The sequence below is a fragment of the Fibrobacterota bacterium genome, from assembly GCA_019509785.1.
In the GTDB taxonomy this organism is placed as follows: domain Bacteria; phylum Fibrobacterota; class Fibrobacteria; order UBA11236; family UBA11236; genus Chersky-265.
Map to the genome: position 1 here is coordinate 34,803 of JAEKLQ010000031.1, position 23,825 is coordinate 58,627.

General features: G+C 61.4%; 18 protein-coding genes and 1 tRNA gene. 10 read left to right on the forward strand and 9 right to left on the reverse strand.

The features are described from left to right. Positions 1-172 precede the first annotated feature (172 nt). Both JF616_07635 and JF616_07640 read left to right on the forward strand, forming a co-directional pair. Positions 173-442 (forward strand): hypothetical protein, encoded by a 270-nt coding sequence (locus JF616_07635; protein MBW8887614.1) that lies wholly within the window; start codon positions 173-175, stop codon positions 440-442. A 24-nt stretch (positions 443-466) separates the two neighbouring features. Further along, positions 467-772, forward strand: coding sequence for a 4Fe-4S dicluster domain-containing protein (locus tag JF616_07640; GenBank protein ID MBW8887615.1), 306 nt, complete (start codon positions 467-469; stop codon positions 770-772). Here the strand turns inward: JF616_07640 and JF616_07645 are convergent, their stop codons facing one another. Then, positions 773-1,882 (reverse strand): alpha/beta hydrolase, encoded by a 1,110-nt coding sequence (locus tag JF616_07645; protein ID MBW8887616.1) that lies wholly within the window; start codon positions 1,880-1,882, stop codon positions 773-775. A gap of 228 nt (positions 1,883-2,110) precedes the next feature. Here JF616_07645 and JF616_07650 point away from each other — a divergent pair, with 228 nt between their 5' ends. Further along, the gene (locus JF616_07650) at positions 2,111-4,360 is read left to right on the forward strand and encodes an MEDS domain-containing protein (protein MBW8887617.1); all 2,250 of its coding nucleotides are present in this window, start codon (positions 2,111-2,113) and stop codon (positions 4,358-4,360) included. A 2-nt stretch (positions 4,361-4,362) separates the two neighbouring features. Here the strand turns inward: JF616_07650 and JF616_07655 are convergent, their stop codons facing one another. Then, complete coding sequence (locus JF616_07655; protein ID MBW8887618.1) at positions 4,363-4,740, reverse strand: response regulator; 378 nt, start codon at positions 4,738-4,740, stop codon at positions 4,363-4,365. Between the two features lie 259 nt (positions 4,741-4,999). On the opposite strand from JF616_07655, the gene JF616_07660 reads away from it, so the two are divergent. Next, the gene (locus JF616_07660) at positions 5,000-8,269 is read left to right on the forward strand and encodes a PAS domain S-box protein (protein MBW8887619.1); all 3,270 of its coding nucleotides are present in this window, start codon (positions 5,000-5,002) and stop codon (positions 8,267-8,269) included. Positions 8,270-8,291: 22 nt separating this feature from the next. On the opposite strand, the gene JF616_07665 is transcribed toward JF616_07660, so the two are convergent. Continuing rightward, a complete protein-coding gene (locus tag JF616_07665; GenBank protein MBW8887620.1) occupies positions 8,292-8,720 on the reverse strand; it encodes a hemerythrin family protein in 429 nt (142 codons plus the stop codon). A 244-nt stretch (positions 8,721-8,964) separates the two neighbouring features. Between JF616_07665 and JF616_07670 the strand changes: the two genes are divergently transcribed. Then, positions 8,965-9,768, forward strand: coding sequence for a carboxymuconolactone decarboxylase family protein (locus JF616_07670; GenBank protein ID MBW8887621.1), 804 nt, complete (start codon positions 8,965-8,967; stop codon positions 9,766-9,768). Between the two features lie 13 nt (positions 9,769-9,781). Here JF616_07670 and JF616_07675 read toward each other — a convergent pair. Beyond that, positions 9,782-9,857 (reverse strand) — tRNA-Arg (locus tag JF616_07675). Positions 9,858-10,032: 175 nt separating this feature from the next. Between JF616_07675 and JF616_07680 the strand changes: the two genes are divergently transcribed. The 5 genes from JF616_07680 (at position 10,033) to JF616_07700 (ending at position 16,027) form a co-directional block, all read left to right on the forward strand. Beyond that, complete coding sequence (locus JF616_07680; protein ID MBW8887622.1) at positions 10,033-10,458, forward strand: DUF2089 domain-containing protein; 426 nt, start codon at positions 10,033-10,035, stop codon at positions 10,456-10,458. A 4-nt stretch (positions 10,459-10,462) separates the two neighbouring features. After that, the gene (locus JF616_07685) at positions 10,463-11,488 is read left to right on the forward strand and encodes a pentapeptide repeat-containing protein (protein MBW8887623.1); all 1,026 of its coding nucleotides are present in this window, start codon (positions 10,463-10,465) and stop codon (positions 11,486-11,488) included. A gap of 155 nt (positions 11,489-11,643) precedes the next feature. Further along, positions 11,644-12,153: a hypothetical protein gene (locus JF616_07690; protein ID MBW8887624.1), complete on the forward strand. Its 510-nt coding sequence runs from the start codon at positions 11,644-11,646 to the stop codon at positions 12,151-12,153. An 81-nt stretch (positions 12,154-12,234) separates the two neighbouring features. Further along, a complete protein-coding gene (locus tag JF616_07695; GenBank protein MBW8887625.1) occupies positions 12,235-15,234 on the forward strand; it encodes a phosphoribosylformylglycinamidine synthase in 3,000 nt (999 codons plus the stop codon). A 1-nt stretch (position 15,235) separates the two neighbouring features. Next, positions 15,236-16,027, forward strand: coding sequence for a phosphoribosylformylglycinamidine synthase subunit PurQ (locus tag JF616_07700; protein MBW8887626.1), 792 nt, complete (start codon positions 15,236-15,238; stop codon positions 16,025-16,027). A gap of 91 nt (positions 16,028-16,118) precedes the next feature. On the opposite strand, the gene JF616_07705 is transcribed toward JF616_07700, so the two are convergent. From JF616_07705 to JF616_07725, 5 genes are all read right to left on the reverse strand, one after another. Then, positions 16,119-17,183, reverse strand: coding sequence for a prolyl oligopeptidase family serine peptidase (locus tag JF616_07705; GenBank protein ID MBW8887627.1), 1,065 nt, complete (start codon positions 17,181-17,183; stop codon positions 16,119-16,121). 142 nt (positions 17,184-17,325) lie between these two features. Then, positions 17,326-21,768 carry a hypothetical protein gene (locus tag JF616_07710; GenBank protein MBW8887628.1) on the reverse strand — a complete coding sequence of 1,481 codons (4,443 nt, stop codon included), beginning with the start codon at positions 21,766-21,768 and terminating at the stop codon, positions 17,326-17,328. An 11-nt stretch (positions 21,769-21,779) separates the two neighbouring features. Continuing rightward, positions 21,780-22,538, reverse strand: a complete 759-nt coding sequence (locus JF616_07715; GenBank protein MBW8887629.1) for a hypothetical protein — start codon at positions 22,536-22,538, stop codon at positions 21,780-21,782. Between the two features lie 304 nt (positions 22,539-22,842). Further along, the gene (gene gmk / locus JF616_07720) at positions 22,843-23,448 is read right to left on the reverse strand and encodes a guanylate kinase (protein ID MBW8887630.1); all 606 of its coding nucleotides are present in this window, start codon (positions 23,446-23,448) and stop codon (positions 22,843-22,845) included. Then, the gene (locus JF616_07725; GenBank protein MBW8887631.1) at positions 23,441-23,737 is read right to left on the reverse strand and encodes a hypothetical protein; all 297 of its coding nucleotides are present in this window, start codon (positions 23,735-23,737) and stop codon (positions 23,441-23,443) included. Before JF616_07725 ends, gmk begins: the two co-directional genes overlap by 8 nt. Positions 23,738-23,825 lie beyond the last annotated feature (88 nt).

Here is a 23,825-nt window from a genome sequence, read left to right on the forward strand (position 1 = left end):
CATCCCGAACGCCGGGATCCTTCGGAAGCCCGCAAATACGGGGCCTCCAGCGAGGCGGATCGAATTCCGGGGCCTGTGGCGGCCGGTTCCCCTGAGTTACATTCCGTTACAAGGGGGAGAAAAGACGGCAATCTCCCCAGCTTAGTTTTAGGACATGCTTTTCGTAGTTAAAATGCTTCTGGTGGCGTTCGGCATCTTCGGCCAGGCCAAGATCATGCCCAATGCGGATTCAACGGTCGAATCGGAGTTGGATACCCTTACCTTGCCCAAGGATCATCCGGAGTGGGTCCTGGCCCGTCGTGCCATGGCTTCGGAAGGTTTGTGCGGCTCGGGGCATGACGCGGCGAAAGATTCCGTCGTGGCCCTCCGCGAAGGGGAACTTCCGGAAGCCTCCGTCTCCGACTATTCCATCGTTCGCCTCGTAGCCGAAGCCTGCGAATAGACGGCTCGGAGGTAAGGTCGATAGATGGACGCCGCCCCCTCCTCCGCATCGTGCCCCCAGCCAGCCGGTAGATTCGAACCCGTCGTCAATCGCTCGCGTTGCGAGGCCAAAGGCCCCTGCGTCCCGGCCTGCCCCTACTCGGTACTGGAAATCCATCCTCTAACCGATACGGACAAGGCCGGGCTGGGTTTCCTGGCCCGCCTCAAGGTGCGGGCCCACGGGAACCGGCAAGCCTTCGCGATCCATCCCGAGGCTTGCCGCGCTTGCGGGAAATGCGTGGAGGCGTGCCCGGAAAAGGCCATCACCCTACGCCTTCGCGCATTGACATGATCATGGCCCGCCCGCGACCGCGGCTAGGAACCGCTCGATGAAGTACAGGCTTATCTGCGATCCCGGGCCGCGGAAAACGTAATCGTAGCCATGCGGGGCCCAAGGCAGATCCACCTCGAAGCGTTTCACCCCCAGGCGCGCCAGCTTTTCCCGCATATGCTCCACGTGATGGAAGGTAACCAGCACGTCGGGACGGCCATGCAAAAGCAGGGTGGGTGGCGCGCCCGCATCCAAGGTTTCCAAAGGCGATGAAGCCACCGCGAGGGGGAGCCCCGACTCCCCTTCCTTCCCGAGATAGTTCACGATCAACTTGCGGGAATCCAGGATCAGGGGATTGCCCGGGTAATGGTAGGCCATCACCATATTCGCCGGGGCATAAAACGAAATCACCCCCCGAACGGACGGATCGCGATCGAGGTAGGCAGCTTGCAGGGCGATTTGGCCGCCCGCCGAACGCCCGGCCAAGATGAACCGGCCCGCATCGATACCCAACTCCGCGGCATGGGTTTTCAGCCAGGCCAAGGCCGCCCGCGCATCTTCGACCGGCGCCGGGTAATTGAAGCGGGGCGAGAGACGGTACTCCATGGACGCCACGGCATACCCTTGCGAGGCCAGGAAAAGGTTCAGCTCCCGGAAATCCGCATGCGAGCCGCCGTCCCATCCGCCTCCGTGGAGCAGTAATACGCATGCGGCCTTGCCCGCCGATCCGCGGGCCCGGAAGAATTCGAGCCCGAGTTCCCATTCGCCATTCCGGGAAAAGACATGCGCTTCGGGCTCGAACCGGTCAATGCGGATCCCGCGGAAAAGATCGGGGAAAACGATGGGATGCAGGCGACGGAAACCGCCGGACCCGGGCATAATTTCGCCCCATGCCGCCTGGAATTCCCTCTGTAAAGAGGCCGCCGTAAAATACGCGCGGGCCAGGGTGACTCCATACATGACCGCCGCGGCCAGGAACAGGATGGCCGCGGCCGGGATCCCCGCGACGGTTACGGAATCGCCGCTCCGGAAGGCCTCTCCGGCCAAAAGCAAGCACGGGAGCACCATCCAATGGCCGCCTTCGCGCACCAGGATGGAAAGCTTCCACAGCCTATACGTGGGTGGCTTCAAGAAAGCCAAAAATCCTGGGAGGATGAGGAAAAACGCCGAACAAAGGCGCGGCCCGCCGGGAAGGGACAACATACGGCCCTTGGACGTAGAAATTCCCCTACCGCCGCTCCACTTTTTCTTTGCGCCTGCCCCCTAAATATCGATATAGGGTTAGGAGCGCACCATGATCCGGCCAAAAAAAGATGTCCATGGCAAGAGGGGGAACCGCATCCCGAGGTGCGCAAAAGAATGAAACCTTCGGGCTCCGGCGACTGGCGCGAAGATGGCCCGGGCGGCGGCCCCGTTCCCGCCCACGTTCCTGCCGTCCCCTTCTCTTCTCCCGCGGGCCACGGGCATGCGGTCCGTTTCTACGCCCGCGATGAAGAATGCATCGAAGCGTTGGCCGCTTTTCTTTCCCCGGGCCTGGGTTGGGGCGAGGCCAACCTCGTCTTCCTATCCCCGGAACATCGCCGGGCCCTGTTCCCCGCCTTAACCGGAATCGGCATCGACCCTAAAGCCGCCGTAGAGGGAGGCCGCCTCTACATCCACGATGCCCGCCAGGTCCTGGACCGCATTCTATCGCCCGACGGACGCCCTGACGAGGATCTTTTCATGCGCGTGATCGGCGGCTTGATCGCGAAGGCGTCGGCGGGAAAACCCGCCTTACGCGCTTTCGCCGGAATGGGAACGCTGCCCTGGGCCCAAGAGGATCCCGAAGCCGCCCTGGCGTTGGAGCAGCTCTGGAACAAGCTGGGGCGGACGGTAGCCTTCTCCTTGCTTTGCGCTTACCCCATCGGCTGCTTTCGGGGGCGAAACCATCGGCTTTCCGGAATCTGCGACGCCCATGACTCCTTGATCCCATGCGGTCCCTTGCGCACGGGCGCAAGCGAGTCGGAAACCCTACGCGAACTGGTCGAATTACAACTCAAGGTCGCCGAGTTCCAGGAAGGACCCCCCGAAGGAAGCCGTGCCCCGCAGCCGACGGATGGGACGATCGCGGGAATGGCCGATGCCGCCCCGGCCCTCCTATGGGCCACCGATTCCGAAGGCCGCCGCGCTTACGTGAACCGGACCTGGCTCGAATTCACCGGCAAGGATGAACAGCATGAACTCAATAGCGGCATGGAAGGCGTTCATCCCGAAGATCGGGGCATGGTCGAGGCCGCATACGCGAGGGCCTGGGAAGCCCGCGCGGGCTTCCGCACGGAATTCCGCTTCCGGCGCCGGGACGGCGCTTGGCGCTGGCTGTTGGGCATGGTTTCCCCGCGCTTAAGCCCGGACGGATCTTTCCTAGGGTTCGTGGGAGCGAACGTCGATATCACCGAGCGGAAAGCCGCCGAAGAACAGTCCCGCCAGATGCGTAACCTGGAGTCGGTCGGGCGCCTGGCGGGCGGATTGGCGCATGACTTCAACAACCTGCTCACGGCCATCAACGGTTATAGCGAAATCGGGCTATCCATTGCTCCGGAAGAAGGTCCCTTGCGGGATTTCCTCTCCGAAATCAAACGGGCCGGGGAACGGGCTACGGAGTTGACGCGTCAGCTCTTAGCCTACGGCCGCAGGCAGGTGATGGCCGCCGCCGTTTTCGATCTGAACACCACCCTCGATGACATGGACCGCATGCTGCGCCGACTGCTCGGCAACGATATCCGGCTGGAGCGAACGCAAGCGGCCGGCCTGGGACGCGTGCGGGCCGACCCCGGGCAGGTGCAACAACTCATCGTGAACCTGGCGTTGAACGCGCGCGAAGCCATGTCCGCCGGCGGAGTCCTGACCTTGGAAACGCTGGACGGGATCGCGATCGGTCCGGACCAGATCCCGCGGCCTTACGTCATGCTGACCCTGCGCGATGACGGGACGGGCATGACCGAAGACGTGAGGGCCCGCATCTTCGAGCCGTTCTTCACCACCAAGGAAGAGCGCGCCGTCGCAGGGCCTGAAGATGCCGGATCGGGGCCGCAAAGCAGCGGGAACGGGTTGGGTCTTTCCACCGCCTATGGAATCGTCCGGCAGAGCGGAGGGTTCATTTCGGTGGAAAGCGAACCGGGCCAAGGTTCGGTTTTCCGGGCCCATTTCCCCTGGATCGATCCGGAGGAAGGAAAGCCCATCGGGCATTCGCCCGATCCCGGCGCCCGCATGGCCTTGGTCGTCTCCGCGGACGATTCCCTAAGGCGCTTTCTCGCGCGGGCCTTGGCGGGCGAAGGATTCGCCGTCGCCGAAGCCGCCGATCCGGCCTCGGCCCAAGCCTCCGCCGATTCGATGCCCGGTTTGCATTTGCTGATCACCGAAGACCCCTGCGCCCAAGCGCGTGCTTCCGCGCTAATGGCCCGCCTCAAGACGCGGCATTCGTCCTTACGCGCCTTGGCGATTCCCGCCACGCCCGAGGCATTCCATCTTCCGGGCGGGGATGGGACGGATGGGCTCGTTCAACTGCAATTGCCGATAACCCGGGCGGGCCTGCTTGACCGCATCCGGCTGGCCACGGCGGCCTCTGCCTAGGCTCAGGCGACTTGCATCGCGAACAGGATTTCCACGCTGGCGAGCAGCTGGTTCGCGGTGAACGGTTTGGGAAGGAATTGGATATTCTGTTGCTCGAATAGCCCCTGGCTCTCTTCCCGCGTGTGCCCGGCGAATCCGCTCATGAGGAGGATGGGCATGGAGGAATCCATGGCGCGGACGGCGCGTCCCAGCTCGAACCCGGTCATGCCGGGCATGCGGATATCGGAGATCAGGGCATCGACGCCGGGATTCGCGCGCAATATTTCCATCGCCTGCGATCCGTCCACCGCCTTTAAGGAGGCGTAGCCTGCCTTTTGCAGGAACAGAGCGGTCATGGTGAGCACGGCCGGCTCATCATCGGCTATTAGGATGGTTTTCATTGCTGATTCCTGGCTTGAATGATACCGCGAATTCCTTCCATGGCCTTTAAGAGTCCTGAAGCCAAGGGAGGACTCTTAAGCCAATTAAATTCGCTTTCGCAAATCTCGTATGCAAAGGAAATCGACACCCAATAAACGCGCCCCTGATCCGGCAGGCCCCAACTAATCTCTTTTGTAGCCTGTTTAAAACGTCTATCTTCGCGGGACGGCCGTTTCTCCGAGGGAACGGAGTCAGCGTTATTCCCAGGAAGCGGCATCCATGGCTCATCAACACGTAGTCCAGTTTTACGAGCAGGATTCCTTCCTCATCGCGAAGTTGTCGGACTTCCTCATCGAAGGATTCGAACGGGGGGAAACGGGCATCGTGATCGCCACGGCGGATCATCGCCAAGCCCTGACGCGCAGGCTCAACGAATCCGGATTGAAACCCGAGGGCCTGGAACTGAAAGGCCGGCTGCTCCTGCTGGATGCCCAGGAAACCTTGTCCGGCTTCATGCGGGACGAACTCCCCGACGAGTCCTTATTCCAAAAGGCCTTCCATTCCATCATGAAGCAAGCCGGGGCTCCGGGAAAAGCCGTGCGCGCTTTCGGCGAGATGGTGGCCCTGCTCTGGATGGAGGGAAACGAAAATGCCGCCGTCCGCCTGGAAGAACTATGGGAAGACGCGTTGGCCGAATCCCCGGCCAGCCTGCTCTGCGCTTATCCCATCCAAGGCATGTCCGGGGCGGCCAGCCTAAAGCCCTTCCGCGACGTTTGCGAGCGCCACAGCCGGGTTCTCCCGTCCGAAAGCTTTTCCTCGCCCCATGTCACCGATGAGGAACGCAGCCGCATGGTGGCCGAGCTGCAACAGCGGGCCGCCACCTTGGAAGGCCAGGCCCGCGAGATGGATGAACTGCTAGAGGACGTGCGCCAGCTGCACAATCTGACCTTCACCTTGAGCCATTTTACCGGGCTGGACGAGACCCTTCAGGAGATCCTCCGCCATGCCCTCATGGTATACCGGACGGGCCAAGGAGTGCTTTTCGTCCCCTTGGAAGACGGCTCCGGCCTACACATAGAATCCAGCATCGGTTTTTCGCCCGGATTCCTGGAAAAATTCTCGCTGATCGCGGCAGGCAGGGGCGCATCGGGTTATTGCATGCTGACGCGCAATCCGGTGATCGTCGAGGACATCGAAACGGATGCGTTGTTCGACGATTTCCGCGATATGGCCCAGCAGGGCGGGTTCCGCGCGGTGCATAGCATGCCGCTCACCACGCGGGACGGACGGCTGATCGGGGTGCTTTCCATCCATTTCCCCACGCGCCGCCGTCCGACCGATCGGGAAACCAAGTTCGGCGAAATGTATTCGCGGTTGGCCGCCGATTCCATCGAGCAGGCCCAATTGCGCCTGGTCGCGGCGAGAGAACAGGCGGGACGGCAGGCCGCCGAGAAGAAGCGGATAGAGCAGTCCCTGGTCATGGAAGCCCTAAACCGGAGCGCGACCCATCTCTCCGCCGAGCATGACCTGGAAAAAATCGTACAGGCCGTTACCGACGGGGGACGCGAGATAACCGGCGCGGCCTTCGGGGCGTTTTTCCATAACCAGATCGACGAGAAGGGCGAGTCCTACCAGCTCTATACCCTGTCCGGAGCGCCGCGGGAAGCTTTCGCCAACTTCCCCATGCCGCGGAACACCCCCGTCTTCGGACCGACCTTCGAGGGCAAGGGGCCGGTGCGCATCGACGACATCCTGAAGAGCCCCCTGTACGGCCAATTGGCGCCCCATCATGGCATGCCCAAAGGGCATCTACCCGTACGCAGCTATCTGGCGGTGTCGGTGGTTTCCCGGACTGGAACGGTGCTGGGAGGATTGTTCTATGGCCATCCCGAACCGGGCCGGTTCACGGAAGCGGATGAAAAGAACCTTACGAGCCTCGCGTCCCAAGCCGCCGTCGCCATCGACAACGCCAATCTGTACACCGCATTGCAAAAGCAGATCGAACAAGGCAGGCATCGCGAGAATTCGGCCCGACATTTCGCCGCAATAGTGGAATCGTCCAACGACGCCATCATCAGCAAGGATTTGAATTCCACCGTCTTGAGCTGGAACAAGTCCGCCGAGCGCATCTTCGGCTATAGCGCCGAAGAGATGATCGGCACCTCCATCACCCGCTTGATACCCGAAAACCATCTGAACGAAGAACCCGAAATCCTGCGGCGAATCCAGAGCGGCCAAACCATCACCCATTACGATACCATCCGCCGGCGCAAGGACGGGACCCTCCTGAACATCTCGCTCACGGTTTCGCCCATCAAGGACGGCACCGGAAAGATCGTCGGCGCCTCCAAGATCGCCCGGGACATTACGGACCTCAAGGTGGCCGAAGAGCAATTGCGGCAAGCGCAGAAAATGGAAGCGGTGGGCCGCCTGGCGGGGGGCGTCGCCCACGATTTCAACAATCTACTCACCTCCATATTGGGTTTCGTGGATATGGCCCTGGCGGAGACCGACTCCGAATCCGAAGTCGCCGAATACCTGGAGGAAGTGCGCAAGGCGGGGAACCGGGCCTCCACCCTCACCCACCAGCTCTTGGCGTACAGCCGCAAGCAAATCCTGGCCCCGCGGGTGGTCGATCTGAACGAAAGCGTGATGGATCTGAACAAGATGTTGCGCCGCCTCATCGGCGAGGATCTGGAATTCCGCACCCGCCTCGACCCGGATTTGGCCAAGGTCAAGGCCGATCCCGGGCAAATCCAGCAGGTGATCATGAATCTGGCGCTCAACGCGCGCGACGCCATGCCTTCCGGCGGCCTGCTCATGATCGAGACGGAGAACGTGTACCTGGATCGGGCCTACGTCGGCAACCACCCGGAGGCGACGACGGGGCCGCACGTCCAGCTGACGGTGACGGATACCGGCATGGGCATGGCGCCCGAGATCCTGGCGCACATCTTCGAACCGTTCTTCACCACCAAGGAAGTGGGGAAAGGCACCGGGCTAGGGCTTTCGAGCGTCTACGGTATCGTAAAGCAAAGCGGCGGCAGCATCGCCGTCGATAGCCACGTGGGGAAAGGCACGGTATTCCGGATTCTATTCCCGGCCGTAGATCGGAAAGGCCATGGTCTGAAAGAAGGCCCGCACCAGCGCAAACCCGGGGCCGAAGCGCATATGGACGAAATCATCCTTCTGGCCGAGGATGAGTCGGCGGTCCGCAAGTTCCTGATGGCGGCCCTCAAATCGCATGGCTACCGCGTGGTGGAAGCGCGCGACGGCGCCGACGCGCTCGAGATCGGGCGCAAGTTGCAACATATCGATCTCGTCCTGAGCGATGTGGTGATGCCCAGCATGAACGGAGGCAAGCTGGCGACCGAGTTGAAAATCATCCATCCCAAGGCGAAATTCCTCTTCATCTCCGGATACACCAAGGACACCGTATCGATGAAGGATCTGGGGGACGGGGCCTCGTTCCTGCAAAAGCCCTTCACCCAAGGCGAAATCCTCGCTAAGGTCCGCGAAGTACTGGGAACGCCGGCGACCTCGGGCTGAGCCCCTAACGGAATGGATGCGTTCAGTTCTTCCGCAAGAAGGCGGAATACTGCATGTCGATTTTCATGATATGGTCCACCAGCCAGCCCTGCAGCATGTCCATCAACTGCTCCAGTACTCCCAAATCGCCTTCCTGCCAGAGCTTTTCCATCTCCGCCAGGTTCGCGATGAATTCCAAGTGCACCGCCTGATGATCCTTCAGACCCGGGAATGAAGCCTTCGCCATAAGCTCTTCTTCAGCCTGGAAATGGTATCGCACGTAGTGCTTTAGGCTATCCAGGCATTTTTGGATCACGCCTTGGGCCTGGTCCATCCACATGGCCTCGTATAGCTCGTTGATCAGGTTGACGAGTTGCATATGATCGGCGTCCATCTCGGTGTTCTTCACGGACATGACATCGGCCCAATTGATGAGCAAATGTTTCACTTGGACATCGTTGAAATCGGCCATAACCATGCTCCTCCGCTCTTCGAACCAACCCGATAGGCGCGCATTATTCTGTCTACCGGCAGCGCCCGGATCCAAGCGATTAGATTCCCGAATTCATGCCATTCTTGCTCGGGATTTTGGAGGAGTTGCGGCAATCCGGCAGGCACTAAGGTATTTTACGCAGCGATTACTAAGCCCACCGGAAAAAGCCTTACCAGGATTCCGGATCGGAAGCCAGGGGCGGCTGACAAAAGGGGAAAACGAGATGCAGCCATCGGAACGGTACCAGAAGGGTTGGGAAAAGCTCAAAGAAGTCGATGGCGAAGCCGTAGAAAAGGTATGCCAAAGCCTGAGGGAGATATCGCCGGATTTGGCGAAATTCATAATCGAATATTCCTTCGGCGACATTTACTCGAGGGACGGGCTCGAGCTACGGCTAAAGGAAATCGCCGTGGTGGCCGCTTTGACCGTGATGGGGACGGCCCAACCCCAGTTGAAGGTGCATCTCCAAGGCGCGCTGAATACCGGCAATACGATTAACGAAGTGAAAGAGGTGATTTTGCAAATGTCCGGCTACGGGGGGTTCCCGAGTTGCATCAATGCCATGGCGGCTTTGAAGGAGGTTTTAGCGGAACGGGAAGAGCGCGGCATCAAGGACAACGCGGGGAGGTTGCCGACGGAAAGTCCCCGCGGCGATCGGCTGCGGTACGGCGAGGAGGAGTTATCCCGGTTGGATGCCTTGCAGCCAGAAAGGCTCAGGTCCGCCTTCGGCGTGATCTCCCCCGAACTCGTCCGGTTCACTCTCGAGTACGGTTACGCGGATGTCTATTCGAGAGACAATCTCGGCAGACGGGAGCGCCAAATAGCCACCATCGCCGCCTTGACGGCCATGGGCAATGCGGAACCTCAACTGAGATTCCACGTCAACGCGGGCCTGAATGTCGGCTTGACGATTGAAGAGATCAGGGAGGTTATGCTTTTGATGACGGTGTACGCCGGCTTCCCGGCCGCCATCAATGGGACGAACATCCTGAAAGAGGTCGTGAACGGGCGGCCGAAACCGGCTTAGTTGCCCGGCCGGATGGTGTCCCCACGCCGACTCGAACGGCGATCCACAGTTTAGGAAACTATTGCTCTATCCTGTTGAGCTATGGGAACCGGGCATCCGCGCCGATTGGGCAGGGCGTCCAATCTAGGAATTTCCTCCGCACGTCCTTTTCACGAAAACCCCTTGAGAGCCACATTCCGCATCCTCCCCTGGATTTTAAAGTCAATTTCCTATTTTTCAATTTATGCCTTGCTGATTTTAAAATATCAAAGTATCATTTAAAATATGAAGCTAATCGATTCCAATCTGGCATGCCCGGCCTGCCAGCAAGCGCTTCAGCCCAAGCTGCTGGTTTGCCCCGCCTGCGATATCAAAGTCGAAGGGCCTTTCCAGTTGAATGAGTTCGCGACCTTGGGCCCCGAGGACCTGCATTTCCTCCGCATCTTCGTGCGAAGCGAGGGCCGTATCCGAGACATGGAATCGGCGCTCGGCCTTTCCTATCCCACTATCCGCGCGCGCCTGTCCGCGCTCAAGCGAAAGCTCTCCGGCGAAGCCGCGGATACCGGCGGAGCGGAAGACGAAGCCAAGCGCCCGCGGAACGAAGAAGAAGCCGTGGCTGCGGTGCTCGCGAAATTGAACGCGGGGAAAATCCCCTTCGCTGAAGCTATGCAGGAAATCAAGCGCATCCGCGCGCAACCAGGAAAGGAGTGAGGCGATGAAGGAGCAGATCGAGCAGGTATTGAGGATGAACAAGGATGGTAAGCTGACCGACGCGCAGACGGCGGAGCTCTTGGCGGAGCTGGCCCGGCCCGGCGAAGCGCATGCGAGCGGGCCCGGATGGGGCCGCGGAAGCGTCCTCGAACCCCTGGTGTCCAAGGTCAACGAGACCCTGAAATCCGCCCTCGATTCGGCCTTCGCCTGGAACGAGTCGCGTGATCATCGTGACGAAGCCTGGGCGAATCCATCAGCCCGGAATTCCATCCACATGTCCCGCTTCGATTATCCGGAAGGCAAGGACGTCGTATTCACCGGAAACGTCATCCGCATGTCCTCGATGAAGGACCTGCGCATGGATCGATCCGAGATGACCGGAAACACCATCGACATGAGCAAAGCCGATGACCTCCGCCTACGGGACGCCAAGCTGCAGGACTGCGAGATCCGGGCCAGTTCGGTGGACGATTGGCACCTGGATGGATCGACCCTGGACGCGATCATGGTGCAGGGATCCCGGGTGGCCGATCTCCAATGCACGGACCGATCGGAACTGCGCAAGGCGCGCATCCAAGGCGTTTCCCTGAAAGGCTTCCGCCTGGCCGAAGGCAGCAAGGCCGAAAACCTGCTCCTCAACGGCTCATCCCTGGCCGATATCCGCCTGCTCCGATCGGAGTGGGGCGATTCCGAGATCCTGAACTCTTCCGTATCCGACCTCGCGCTGGAAAGTTGCCGGGCGGCCCGATTCCTGATTCGTTCCCTGTCCGCCAAGAAAGCCGTTTTCTCCGATTGCACCCTGACCGACGTAGCCTTTTCGGCCGAGACCCGTTGGGCCTGGAAAAAGCACGGCCTGAAGGACGTCCGTATCGACGGCTGCGACTGGGAAAAGGTCGCCTTCTCCGATTGCCGCCTGGACAATTGCGTGATCAAGAACGTAACCCTACGCGATCGGCAATTCCGCGGATTGGACCTGGCGGACCTCCGCATCGACGGCACGGAGGCTTTCTTGAAGGCGGTCGGGGGCTGAATCCCACTTTCGCCCCCGCGGTGAAGACCGGCCTCCGACCCGCGTTACACTCCGTTACGGTCCGGAAAGAATCCGGATAAGCTCGTCGGGTAGTTTTACAACCTCACCTTTCCGTTAGGGGCTCTAAAGAGGGCCGATTGGACCGGAGAAAACTTATGCATGGATTCGCGCCCGATGATGACCGCTTGGCTGAATTGATTTTATACATCTCCGGCCGTTGCGCCGATTGGGATGAATTCGATCCCGTCGTCCTGGATCGCATCCTGTTCCAGGCCGACTTCCTCAACTACCGCGAGTCCGGAGTCCCCATCAGCGGGCAAACCTACCGGCGCGGGCCTTCCGGCCCGACGCCTAGGGGCCTTCCCCGCGTACTGCGCGGGCTGGCGCGCGAATTCGCGATCCTGGAGATACCGCTGGGGGACGGTTTGCACGTGCAACGGCGCCCGGTGGCTATGCGGGAGGCCCGGCTCGAACTCTTCGAAGCCAGCGAACTCGCCATCGTCGACGAGGTCATGCGGCATTACCGGAGCACTTGGGCCCGGTTGCGGGAGAGCCCCGATTTCCTGGAGATAGACTGGGAAGCCGCCGGGCCCCGCGAGATCATCCCCTATGCATGGGTCGGGACCCTCCCCGTCGGCATTGGACCCGGGGCCCCCAGGTACTAAATTGGACAGCATCGGCCGGCGCGTTCCGCCCGGCCGTTTCCGGCGCCCGGGCCTTCGCCACGGACGCCGCCTGAGGACCGTTTGCTTACTCGCATCGAAGTCGGGCAAAAGAGCCCCGCCACCGACTCCACAGCCCGGAAAATACTCGCCACCATCCGGGAGACCTTCCATCTCCCGGTGGACTCGGCGTCCGCCGTTTCCATCTACACCTTGGAGATGGATCTTACGGACGCGGAAAAGGAACGCGTCGCCCGCGAGCTTTTCACCGATCCCATCACGGAGCGTTTCGCCATCGACTCGCATCTGGCCGGGAAAGGCACAGCCGGGAACGACGGCACCGGGTTCGATTTCCTGATCGAGGCAGGCTATAAGCCGGGCGTGACCGACAACGTGGGCCGCTCCAGCCGCGAGGGCATCGCCGATCTTTTAGGGCGCCCCCTTACCGACGCCGACCAGGTCTATACCGGAAGGCAGTTCCTGTTCCGAGGCAAGCTAAGCCGGGCCGATGCCGAGACCATCGCCACCAAGCTTTTGGCCAATCCGCTGATCGAAACTTATCTGATCCGCTCGGCGGAAGACTGGCGCAAGGAGCCGGCGCTGCCCAAGGTTTCCGGCAAGGTCGCTTTCGCGCATAAGCCTGAAACCCGCACCATCGATTTGCCCGATTCGGATGCGGCGCTGCAAAAGCTGTCGGACGAAAAGGTGTTGGCCCTGACTATCGAAGAGATGCGCGCCATCAAGGGCCATTACGCGGATGCGGCCGCGCGCTCCCGTCGCGAAAAGGCCGGCCTCCCCCCTTCCCCCACCGACGTGGAGCTGGAGGTGATCGCCCAGACCTGGAGCGAGCATTGCAAGCATAAGATCTTCGCCGCCGACATCGAGTACACCGATGACCGCGGGGAAAAGACCGCCATCCGCTCGCTGTACAAGACCTATATCAAGGCGGCGACCGAAAAGGTGCGGCCCCAGGCCCCTTGGCTCAAATCCGTTTTCACCGACAACGCCGGCATCATCGCCTTCACCGAGGATTACGACGTGAGCATGAAGGCGGAGACCCACAATTCGCCCAGCGCGCTGGACCCCTATGGCGGGGCCATGACGGGCATCGTGGGAGTGAACCGCGACATCCTCGGCAGCGGCAAGGGCAGCCGTCCCATCTTCAATACCGACGTCTTCTGCTTCGCCTCGCCCTTCTACGACCGGCCCGTCCCGCCCAAGCTCCACCATCCGCGCCGGATCTTCAAGGAAGTGCATCGGGGCGTGAAGGACGGCGGCAACGAGAGCGGCATCCCCACCGTGAATGGCAGCATCGTTTTCGACGATCGCTACCTGGGTAAGCCTCTCGTGTTCTGCGGGACCGGGGGCCTGCATCCGGCCCGGGTCGGCGGCGAGGCTTCCTGGAAAAAGACCATTAATCCGGGTGATCGGATCCTGATGGCGGGCGGCCGCATCGGGAAGGACGGGATCCACGGGGCGACCTTTTCCTCGGCGGCCCTCACGGAGGCCTCACCCACTTCGGCCGTGCAAATCGGCGATCCCATCACCCAGAAGAAGTTGTCCGACTTCCTCCTGGAGGCGCGCGATCTGGGGCTATACCGCTTCGTGACCGACAACGGCGCCGGCGGCTTGTCTTCCTCGTTGGGGGAAATGGCGCGCGAAAGCGGCGGGTGCAAGATGCATCTCGAAAAGGCCCCCCTCAAATACGCCGGCCTCGACCCATGGGAAATCCTAGTTTCCGAGGCTCAAGAGCGGATGTCCTTCGCGGTCCCGCCGGACAAGCTGGCGGCCTTCCTGGAGCTAGCCCTGCGCCGCGGCGTGGAGGCCTCCGACCTGGGCGAATTCACCGCGGACGGATTGTTCGAGGCCTATTACCAAGGCAAGCTCGTTTGCTCCCTGGACATGCATTTCCTCCACGAAGGCAATCCGCGCTTGACGCTCAAGGCCAAATGGGCGCCGCCGCGCCATCTGGAACCGACTGCCGCTTCCCTCGCAGGCCGCGATCTCGAGGCCGATGCCCTGGCCCTGCTCTCCGCCTTGAACATCTGTTCCAAGGAAAGCTGGGTGCGCCAGTACGATCACGAAGTGCAAGGCATGAGCGTGGTCAAGCCCTTCGTGGGCGAAAAAGGCGACGGCCCCAGCGATGCCGCCGTCATCCGCCCGCTCTACGATCGCAAGGAAGGCCTGGCGGTCGCGCACGGGATCGTACCGCGCTATAGCGACATCGATACCTACCATATGACCGCCTGCGCCCTGGACGAGGCGGTCCGCAACGCCGTGGCCGTGGGCGCCAAGCCCGGCACCCTGGCCGGCCTCGACAATTTCTGCTGGCCCGATCCGGTGGAGTCGGAGAACACGCCGGACGGCCAATACAAATTGGCCCAACTTGTCCGCTCCAACCAAGCCCTATACGACTATTGCGTCGCGTACGGCCTGCCGCTCATCTCGGGCAAAGACTCGATGAAGAACGATTACGGCCGGGGGAAGGACAAGATCTCCGTCCCCCCCACCCTGCTCTTCACCGTGATCGGCAAGCTCGAAGACTGCGAGAAGGCGTTGACCATGGATGCCAAGGCCGCCGGCGACCTCGTCTATGCGCTGGGAACGACCCGGGACGAACTCGGGGCCTCGGAGTACTACCGTATCGTCGGGGTTACGGGGGCCAACGTCCCCAAAGTGGACGCGGCGGCGGCCCTCGCCCTCTATGAACGCCTGCATGCGGCCATCCAGAAGGGCCTGGTCCGTTCGGCCCATGACTGTTCGGACGGGGGCCTGTTCGTGGCCCTGGCCGAGGTCTGCATGGCCGGCCGCCTGGGCGCGCGCGTCGACCTTTCGGTCCTTCCCGTCGATGGCATGGTCTCCCCCATCGCCAAGCTCTTCTCCGAAAGCCAAAGCCGCTTCGTCGTTACCGTCCGCCCGTCCGATCAGGCCGCCTTCGAGGCCGCCCTGGCGGGTTCCGCCTTCGCCAAGCTAGGCGCCATCGCCGAAGCGCCGTCGCTGGAAATCGCCGACGGTTCCGCCCCACTCTTTTCCGCCACGCTGGACGCGATGTTCGAGCGCTGGCGCCGTCCTTTGGATTGGTAATATGAAACCCCGCGTCGCCGTCATCACCGGCTACGGGATCAACTCGGACAACGAGTTGGCCCATTGCTTCGCCCTGGCCGGGGGCGATCCCCGCCGGGTGCATATCAACGATCTCATCGCGAGCAAGCCGTCCCTCTCTGAGTTCGACCTGATCGCGATACCCGGAGGGTTCTCCTTCGGGGATCATATCGCCAGCGGCCGCGTCTTCGCGAACAAGCTGAAAGCCCATTTGGCCGAGGATCTGGCCCGGGCGGCCGACCGGAAGGTGCCCATGATCGGCATCTGCAACGGCTTCCAGGTGATGGTCAAATTGGGACTTCTCCCCGGGGACGGAGCCGGACCGGAAAGCCGCTTCGTCCAGACCGCCACCCTCACCTACAACGACTCGGGCCGCTTCGAGGATCGCTGGTGCCATCTGGCGCGCGACCGGGCTTCCAAATGCCTGTGGACCAAGGGCATCGAACGCATCTATCTGCCCATCCGGCACGGCGAAGGGAAGTTCATCCCGAGGGATGCGGAGCAATTGGCGGCCTTGGGCCGCAATGGCCAAATCAGCTTGCGGTATTGCGCCGCGGACGGATCGGCTCCTTCCGGCTATCCCGAGAATCCGAACGGCTCCATCGATCATATCGCCGGCATTTGCAGCGCGGACGGGCGCATCTTCGGGCTGATGCCGCATCCCGAGGCCCATATGCTGGCGACCAACCATCCGCAATGGCAGAAGCTGGGCCTTAAAGGCGAAGGCGAAGGGGTGCGGATTTTCCGGAACGCGGTGGAGTCGGTCCAGGGCTGAATCTTCGCGGACGCAAAAGCCGAGGAAAAAAAAGGCCGGCTGCCCTAGGGTAGCCGGCCTTTTCCTTGCGCTTGGCTCTTCGAAACGAAGCTCAACGCTCCTGGGGCAGGATCAGATTCATGCGCTTTCCGGTCGTGGAATAGGCCCGATCGGAAACTTCCAGAACGGGAATCCCGCCGCGCAATCCGAAAACGGGTTTCGCCCGGGACGCCGACTGGGTCCGGTGCGGGGCCAGGCCGGTGGTCGCGGAGCGCGGGCCCGGGGCCGGCCAGGTGAAGGTGGAAACCCCGAGGGCCTTCGACTTGGACATGATCCAGGGGACGAGGATGGGGCTGTCCCAGGCTGCATGCCAGCCGCTCCCATGGTCGCCACCGGTGATTTCCGAGTACAGGTATTTCTGGCCGGCGGCCACCGCCTTCCGCAACGAATCCACCGAGATGGCCGTCGGATTCGCCATATTGGCTCCGGAAACGAATTGCGATACGTCGATCTTGGCCGCTTCCACCGCAGATATAAGCGCCCGATCGTCCCCGACCGGAACGGTCCCGTCCGAGCCGCCATGGAAAATCCAGAACGGGGTCTTGGTCATAACGCTGACGGTATTGAGATGGTTCTCCCCGGCGCAGGGGATGGCCGCGGCGAACTTGTCCGGATAGGACATCATGATGGCTTCGGTGCCGATGCCGCCCCAAGAAAGGCCGCCGACATAGAGGCGGGTGGTGTCGATGGGATACACCTTGATCAGGGAGTCGATGACCTTGATGGCCGCTTGCGCGGGAAGGCCGGCGTAGCCCTTTTGGTCCGCCGTACCGGTGTTGAAGTACCCCCATTCGTAGGAGGAACTGGGACATTGGGGATACAGGACGAAGGCCTGGTACTTGGTCTTCACGCTGTCCAGCATCCATTGCTTGGAGAGATCTTCGCGATCGACCTGAACGCGATTGTCCGACCCGCATTCACCGATCCCGTGCATCATCATGACCAGGGGATACCGCTTCTCGGTGGAGATGCCTTTCGGAACGTATAGCCGGAAGAACATGCTTTTGCCATCCGACATCTTGATGCTGGAGGCCTGGCAGGAATCGGAAGGCGCGCTGAAAATAGGATATGCGGATAATGCGCCGACCAAGGCGGCGGCTCGGAAAATGCGGATCATTCAAACTCCATTAGCGAAAATCCACCCGGATTACGAAGGCAAAGGTAATTAGCCGACGAGGTCCCCGCTAGCGGATTTTCGGGAAGGGCCCGGTTCCGATTTCGGTTTTTTATGCCAAATACAGGTTCTTCGGCTCTTCCCTCTAATGGCAAGTCCCCCCGTTGATGTTTATGACATCGGTCGCGCATGAGAAATTCACGCCCGAACCGATGGTCAAGGATCCGGTCTGGCTGATATTGGCCTGTCGCGGGTAATCGCTATTGCTGAAATTCCCCGAGATGACCGCGCCGCTGGACAAGGTCATGGCCCCGCCGATGCTGAGATCGGCGTACGCGCTGGAATTGTTCGTAATTGATCCGCCTACCATCTTGAAGGTACCGGTGAAATCGATCACGCTGGATCCGTACGTCCTGCCGGTGATCACGAGGTTATTCGCCGTGATGTTGCTTTCGAGCATTTCCATCCCGTAACTCCACGACGTTTCCTTAGAATCCACCGTCACGTTGTTCAGGGTAAGGTTGATGTTTTCGGATCCAAGAACCTCCATTACCATCCCATCCAAGGTGATATTGAGCGCCGTGGCATCGGACGGGCCGGCGAAGAAATAGTCGGTGATACGCGTGCTGATATTATCCCGGTTGGTTTTGTCGAACGGTGTTTTGGTGGCATCGAAACCGCCGTATAGGCTCACGTTGTTATGGATCTGCAAATTGACGTTGTAGGAGCCCTTGCCCATCCAGAATTCACTGCCGGCGTAAGCAGCATTCACCGCCGCCGCCGCAAAACCGTCCGAGCTCATGGCGTTTTCCCAATCGACCCCGGTGCCGTTCAGGGCGCCGCCGACGGTTACGAAAACCGCCTTAGACCAGCGGTAAACCGTCACGCTCGCCGTGCCCACGTTCCCCGCGGCATCGGTGGACTTGGCCGAGCAGGTATTGGCCCCGTTCGCGTTGGTCAGATTGCAAGTGGTGTCCTTGGCCGCGCCGTTGTCGACGCTGTAAGAGAAGGGGACGGACGCCTTGTTGGTGACGTAATTGTTCCGCAACCCGCTGATGGTTACGGAAGGCGCGGTCTTGTCGACGACGATGGTCTTGGCAGTCGAGGAAGGCGACCAATTGCCGGCCTTGTCCTGCTCTTGCACGATCAGGGTATAACTGCCTTGCGTGGTCGTTGAGTATGACAGCGCGGTGGTCGATACCCAGGTGGTGGCGTTGTCCAAGGAATACCGGAACTGGGCAGGAGTGCGCATCCCGGCCCCACCCGTGTTGTCGCCGCCCGAGGTCCATGACCAGGTCGCGGTGCCATTGGTCGGCGAAGCCGTCGCCGTCAAGTTCGGGGGATTGGGCTGGGTGGCATCCTTGGTCACTGTTACCGTATCGCTTCCGATATTTCCGGAAGGGTTGTCGCTGGGAAGCGAAGAGACGATCAGACGGTTCGCCCCTTCGACGAGAGTGAAGGTCTTGGTCTGCGCCGCTCCTCCGGCTACGGTATAGGTTACGGTAAAGGTACCGGCGGTGGTGATCGTCAGGTTATCGCCGGGATTGGTGATGACCACGCTAGGGGCCGGCACGTTCACGTTCACCGCCACCGAGAGTGTGTGGACATTGCCCACCCGGTCCGTAGCCGTAATCAGGAGGGGATTCGCTCCGGACTTCAAGGTCAAGGCGGCGGTGGTCCAGGTTCCGGCGGTGATCGTAATCGTCCCGCTCCCGGCCTGTTGCCCGGAAACCGTCATGGCGGCTACGGCCGTGCCGGTGTCCTTGACCTGGCCGGACAAGGTGATGGTCGTGGACGAGGTGTTGACGGGACTGGTATGGCTGGTCAAGGTGATGATCGGCCCGATGGTATCGACACGCACGCTGCGCGTCGCCGAAACAGACCACAGCGAAGCGCGATCTTGCTCCTGCACGGCGAAGACGTTGGCGCCTTCGATGAGGGGCAGATTGGTCAACAAGGCAGCCGTAGTATCCTTCCAGGCGCCGCCGTTGAGGGAATAGCGGTAGTGGCCGTTCAGACCGCTGCCCGCGAGTCCATCCGATCCCGCGGTCCAGGCGAAATCGGCCTTGACGACGTTTATCTCGGTCGGGCCCGTAGTAAGGACAGGGGCCGCGGGAGGCGTTGCATCCATCAGCACGTTCAATACGGCCTCGCCGGTATTGCCGGCCTGGTCGACGGCGGTTACCGTAACCTGTACGCTACTGCCTTCGGCCAAGGGAATGGCCGCGGTGGACCAGTTGCCCGCGGTAAAGGTCGCTTTGGCCGCGGTCCCCGTGCCTACCTTGTAGTTGACCTGGGAGATGGCCACGGGACCGGAAGCGGATCCCGACAAGATGACCGAAGCGGTGCTGGCGTAGTAGATGCCCGACGCTTGCGGGGACGTAATGGTGACGACCGGAGCCGTAACGTCGTAGCGGATGGGAAGGCTGTTGGGAACGGACCAGTTCCCGGCCAAGTCGCGTTCTTCCACGTAGAGGGTATAGGTGGTGCCCGATACCGGATCGGTGGCCAGGGTATAGTTGGAGTCCCGGGTCGTGGCCGCGTCCGCGGGGAAGATGGCGTCCGCGAGGCGGAAGCGGTATTCGCCGGAGCCGCCGCCGCCCCCGCTGGTCCAGCTCCACTTGGGCTTCACGTTGGTGGGCGAGGTTCCCGATAGCGCCGGCTTTGCCGGAGGGACGGTATCCAAGGTCACGGTAATGGTCGCGGTGAATACTTTACCCGCCGAATCGCGGGCGGAGCGGCTGATGACGTTGGGCCCCACGACCAGATCCTGGCTCTTGAGCGAATCCTGGGTGATGCCATTCACGCTCCAAACGACCGGGATGTGCTTTTGGTTGCTATAGGAATTGTCCTTGGGGGAGTCGATGGAAACGGTCGAGCCGCCCACCACCCGCACGGAGAAGCTGCCCGTGGTCACGTTCCCTTCGCTGTCCCGCACGCGGAAGCGCGCGGTCACCGGACCGGACTTATCGTATTTGGCCGTTACCGGAGGCAGATCCACGCTGACGCCCGGCCACGGGCCCGAAAGCGAATCCTCCCAGACGCTGTTCCCGTCCGCATCCCATTGGAACAGGACGATCTGGCCGAACTCCTGGGCGGCCTTGACATGGAATACCGCGTTGGCGCCCGCCGAGACGACGCTATCCCCGGTGATGGTCAAACGGGGAGCGTCGACTTTGACCGAGACGGACACGGTATCGCGTTGCGTGCTGTCCGCCGCGCTCATCGCCACGATACGTGCGAAGCCCGCCAGCAGAGGCGCGATCGCTCCGGTCTGGACGTCCACCGAAACCACCGTGGGCGAAAGGCTCTTCCAGCGCACGCCTTGCGGAACGTCCGCCGGCAAAACCTTGGCCGCCAAGGTACGGCCTGGTCCGCCCAGGTAAAGCGTCACGTCCGAATCATCGGCTATCACCTTTTCCACACGCACGGGTTCTTTCACGGTAACCTTCAGCACAGCCGATTTGGTTACGTCTTCCACGGAGAAGACCGTTACGGTGAGATTGCCGGCGGCCTTGGGCGAAAGCAACCGGCCCGCGAGGGACGCCTTGGCGGAATCGCTCAGGGTGAATTGGACCTCGGGATTGGCGAGGACGGGCAGCACCTCTACCTGGAGGCTTTCCGGCGCGCCGCCGAGGAAGAGCGTCAGGGAGTCCCTGAGGAAGCGCACGGAGGTTACGGGCTGCGGTTCGCTGACCACGATCCAGCCGCTATCCATGATCTCCGGCTTTGCCTTGGAGGCCACCCACACCTTGGTCGTGCCCCGCGCGGTGCCGACGAACGCGCCGTCCGTCCTCTGGGTCGCGAGGGTCGAGTCGGCGAGCCGCCAGACGAGGTCCGGATCGGCCTGGAAGGGCTCGATCGCGACCGTGAAGCGTGCCGGGGCCCCATTCACGGCCAAATGCAGGGTGTCCCGATCCAAGATCAAACGGGTAGGCGGAACGGATCCCGAGCCCACCCGCACGGTGAAGACGATCTTTTGGGTGCTGTCCTTGTCGAGGCTCACGGTGAGACGGGTGCTCCCGTCGGAAATCCCGACCAACTGGCTCCCGTCCACCGCCGCGATGGCGGTATTCTCGGAAGCCCAACGTATCCCGGGTTCGGTAAGGGTGGCGGGATGCACCTGCACCTGCGGCAGCGGCACCCGCTCGCCTACGCCTACCTGGATATTGAACGCGGCCCCCGTCGAGAGGGTGGGATGGAGGAAGATAAGCACCTCGGTCGAATCCGTTTTGTTGGTGATTCCGTTGTAGCTTTTCTTTTCCGCGAATACGGGCCCGACCTGGCCATTCATATATCCGCTGATGAAGATATCGATGGGCCCGCCGTCCCAGCCCGGCACGATGAGCTTATTGAGATCGCCCGGCGCGGCCGGCTTCCCCTTATAGATCACCCCTAAGGATTTCCCGCTCGCATCCTTCACTTCGATGACCAAGGAATCGAAGGTGGACAGCGTATCGAAGCGTTTGGAGAAGGACAGGGAATTCTCTTCCGTGGTCTCCTGGCCCAGATGGCAGGCCAAAACCAGGAATCCCAAGGCGAAGAAGGCCAGGAATAAGCCGCGCGAGGAGGCAAATGCGGATGACATGGTATTTTTCCTCATTGGGGCTGATGATCCTGGACGACGACCTTGGGCTTTTCCTCGGCGAGGTAATACAAGGTGGCCGCGCTTGCCGCGACCGCGACGGCGGCCGCTCCCAGCCACACGTATCCGGAGCCGCTTTTCTTCGGCTCTTCCCGGGCGGCAGCCGGCTCGTGGCTTTCGGGTTCGTGCGGCCGTCCGGAAACGCGGAGCATGGCGTCGCCCGAGTCGGGCTGGGCCGAATGCTCATGCGTTTCCGCGTATTCCTCCTGGATGTTCTTGAAGATCATGTAGATCATGTCGCTCGCGTACATATCCATGATCTTGGCGGTCGGCTCGACCAAAAGGAGCCGGTGCATATAGTAACGGCCCTTCTCGCGCGTCGCGTCGCTGGCAGCGTACATTACGCCGAGATGCTTGTAGATGAAGACGCTATCGTTATGGTTGTATTGCCGCGTATCCCTGAGATTGGCCTCCAGGACGTTGATGGCCTGGTCGAACTCGCCTTCCACGTAGAGCGTATGCACGCGGGCGGAATCCAGGCGGGGACCCTTCGATTCGCTCTGGGGCGCGGGCGCCGTGGCGCGGGCGGTTTGCCTGGGCTTGGCCGCATCATGCTTGCTTCCCGATGATCCCTTCGATGCGGAGGCCTGGGCGCCGGCGGCCGCGATGAGGGCCAGGGAAACCAGAAAACCACCCAGCCTGGGCCGGAATCCCGTTGTAGAAGCGGTTTGCGCCGGATTTTCCGAACGGCGATGCGATAAGGTGCAGGGCATACGTACTTCCTATGTCTCTCTCCGCGGGACGAATGGCCTGGTCATGGGACGCTGCCCCATCCGCCAGGACCCTTAGGGCGGGTTTTGCGAACCGAAATAAAAGTAATGCATAAGAAGACAGGCAAGGATGATCGCCATCACACTCTTATGGGCCGGGATAGAAGCCCGGTGAATAGGGGAATTTGCGTGGAAGCACCACGCGAGATGGTCCTCGGCATAGGGAAGTTTGGGGGCGGAAGCTTTCGGCCCGGTTATCCGGGCCGAAAAATGATACAAGAAATAAGGCTGGGCAGACGACTTCGGGCTATGCCGATGCCCCCGCGCGGGCGCGCGGCTGCCCCAATTCCTTTTCGAAGATGCGGGTCAATTCCTCCAGGGCGCGATCGAAGCTGTCGTTGACGATGCGGTATTCGTATTTGCCGTTGCGGGCCGCGAATTCAAGTTCATTGACCGCGTTCTGCAGGCGTACCCGGATGGTCTCGGGGGAATCGGACTTGCGCGCGACGAGGCGGCGTTCCAGCTCTTCCAGGCTGGGCGGGACGATGAGGATGCCCAAGGCGTCCGGGAAGGCCTTGTCGAAGTTCACCTTCCCGTATACGTCGAGGTCGAGGATCACGCTGAGGCCCTTTTCCAGGGCCTTCAGGATGGGCGCCCGCGGCGTGCCGTAATGGTTGCCGTGCACTTCCATATGCTCGACCAGGTCGCCGTAATCGATCATCGCCTGGAACTCTTCCAGGGATTTGAAGAAATAATGCTCGCCCTCGTGCTCGCCGGGGCGCGGCTTGCGGGTGGTGGCCGAGATCGAGTAGCGCAGGCCCGGGAACCGGGACATCAAGGCGTCCTTCAAGGTACTCTTCCCCGCCCCCGAAGGCGCCGAGAAAACGATCAGGCGGCCATGCGGGTCAGCCATTGCCGTCCTTCTTCTTTTCCTTGCTCAAGCGTTCCATGAAGGGGATGTTGAGCAATAGATCGTTCTTCTTGGCTTTGGCCAAATCGGTTTGCTGCGCCTTCTCGCGCGTGATCTTCTCCTGTTCCTTGGCGCGCATCGCCAATTGCACTTCGCGATTGATGATGGCCTCGACGCGATTGAAAGCGTATTCCAGGTTGGCCACGGTGCGGATGATGATCATGTACAGGGAGAGGAGTTCCAGGGCCAGGAAGCATGCGAAAACGATTTGGACTTTCAGCCCTATTTCCATCCCCCAAGTATATGAAATCGGCCCGAAGCGGTGCAAATCCCCCTTCGCGTTTTGCGCATACGCCCCGGCAAGGCCGTCCGGGGCCGAA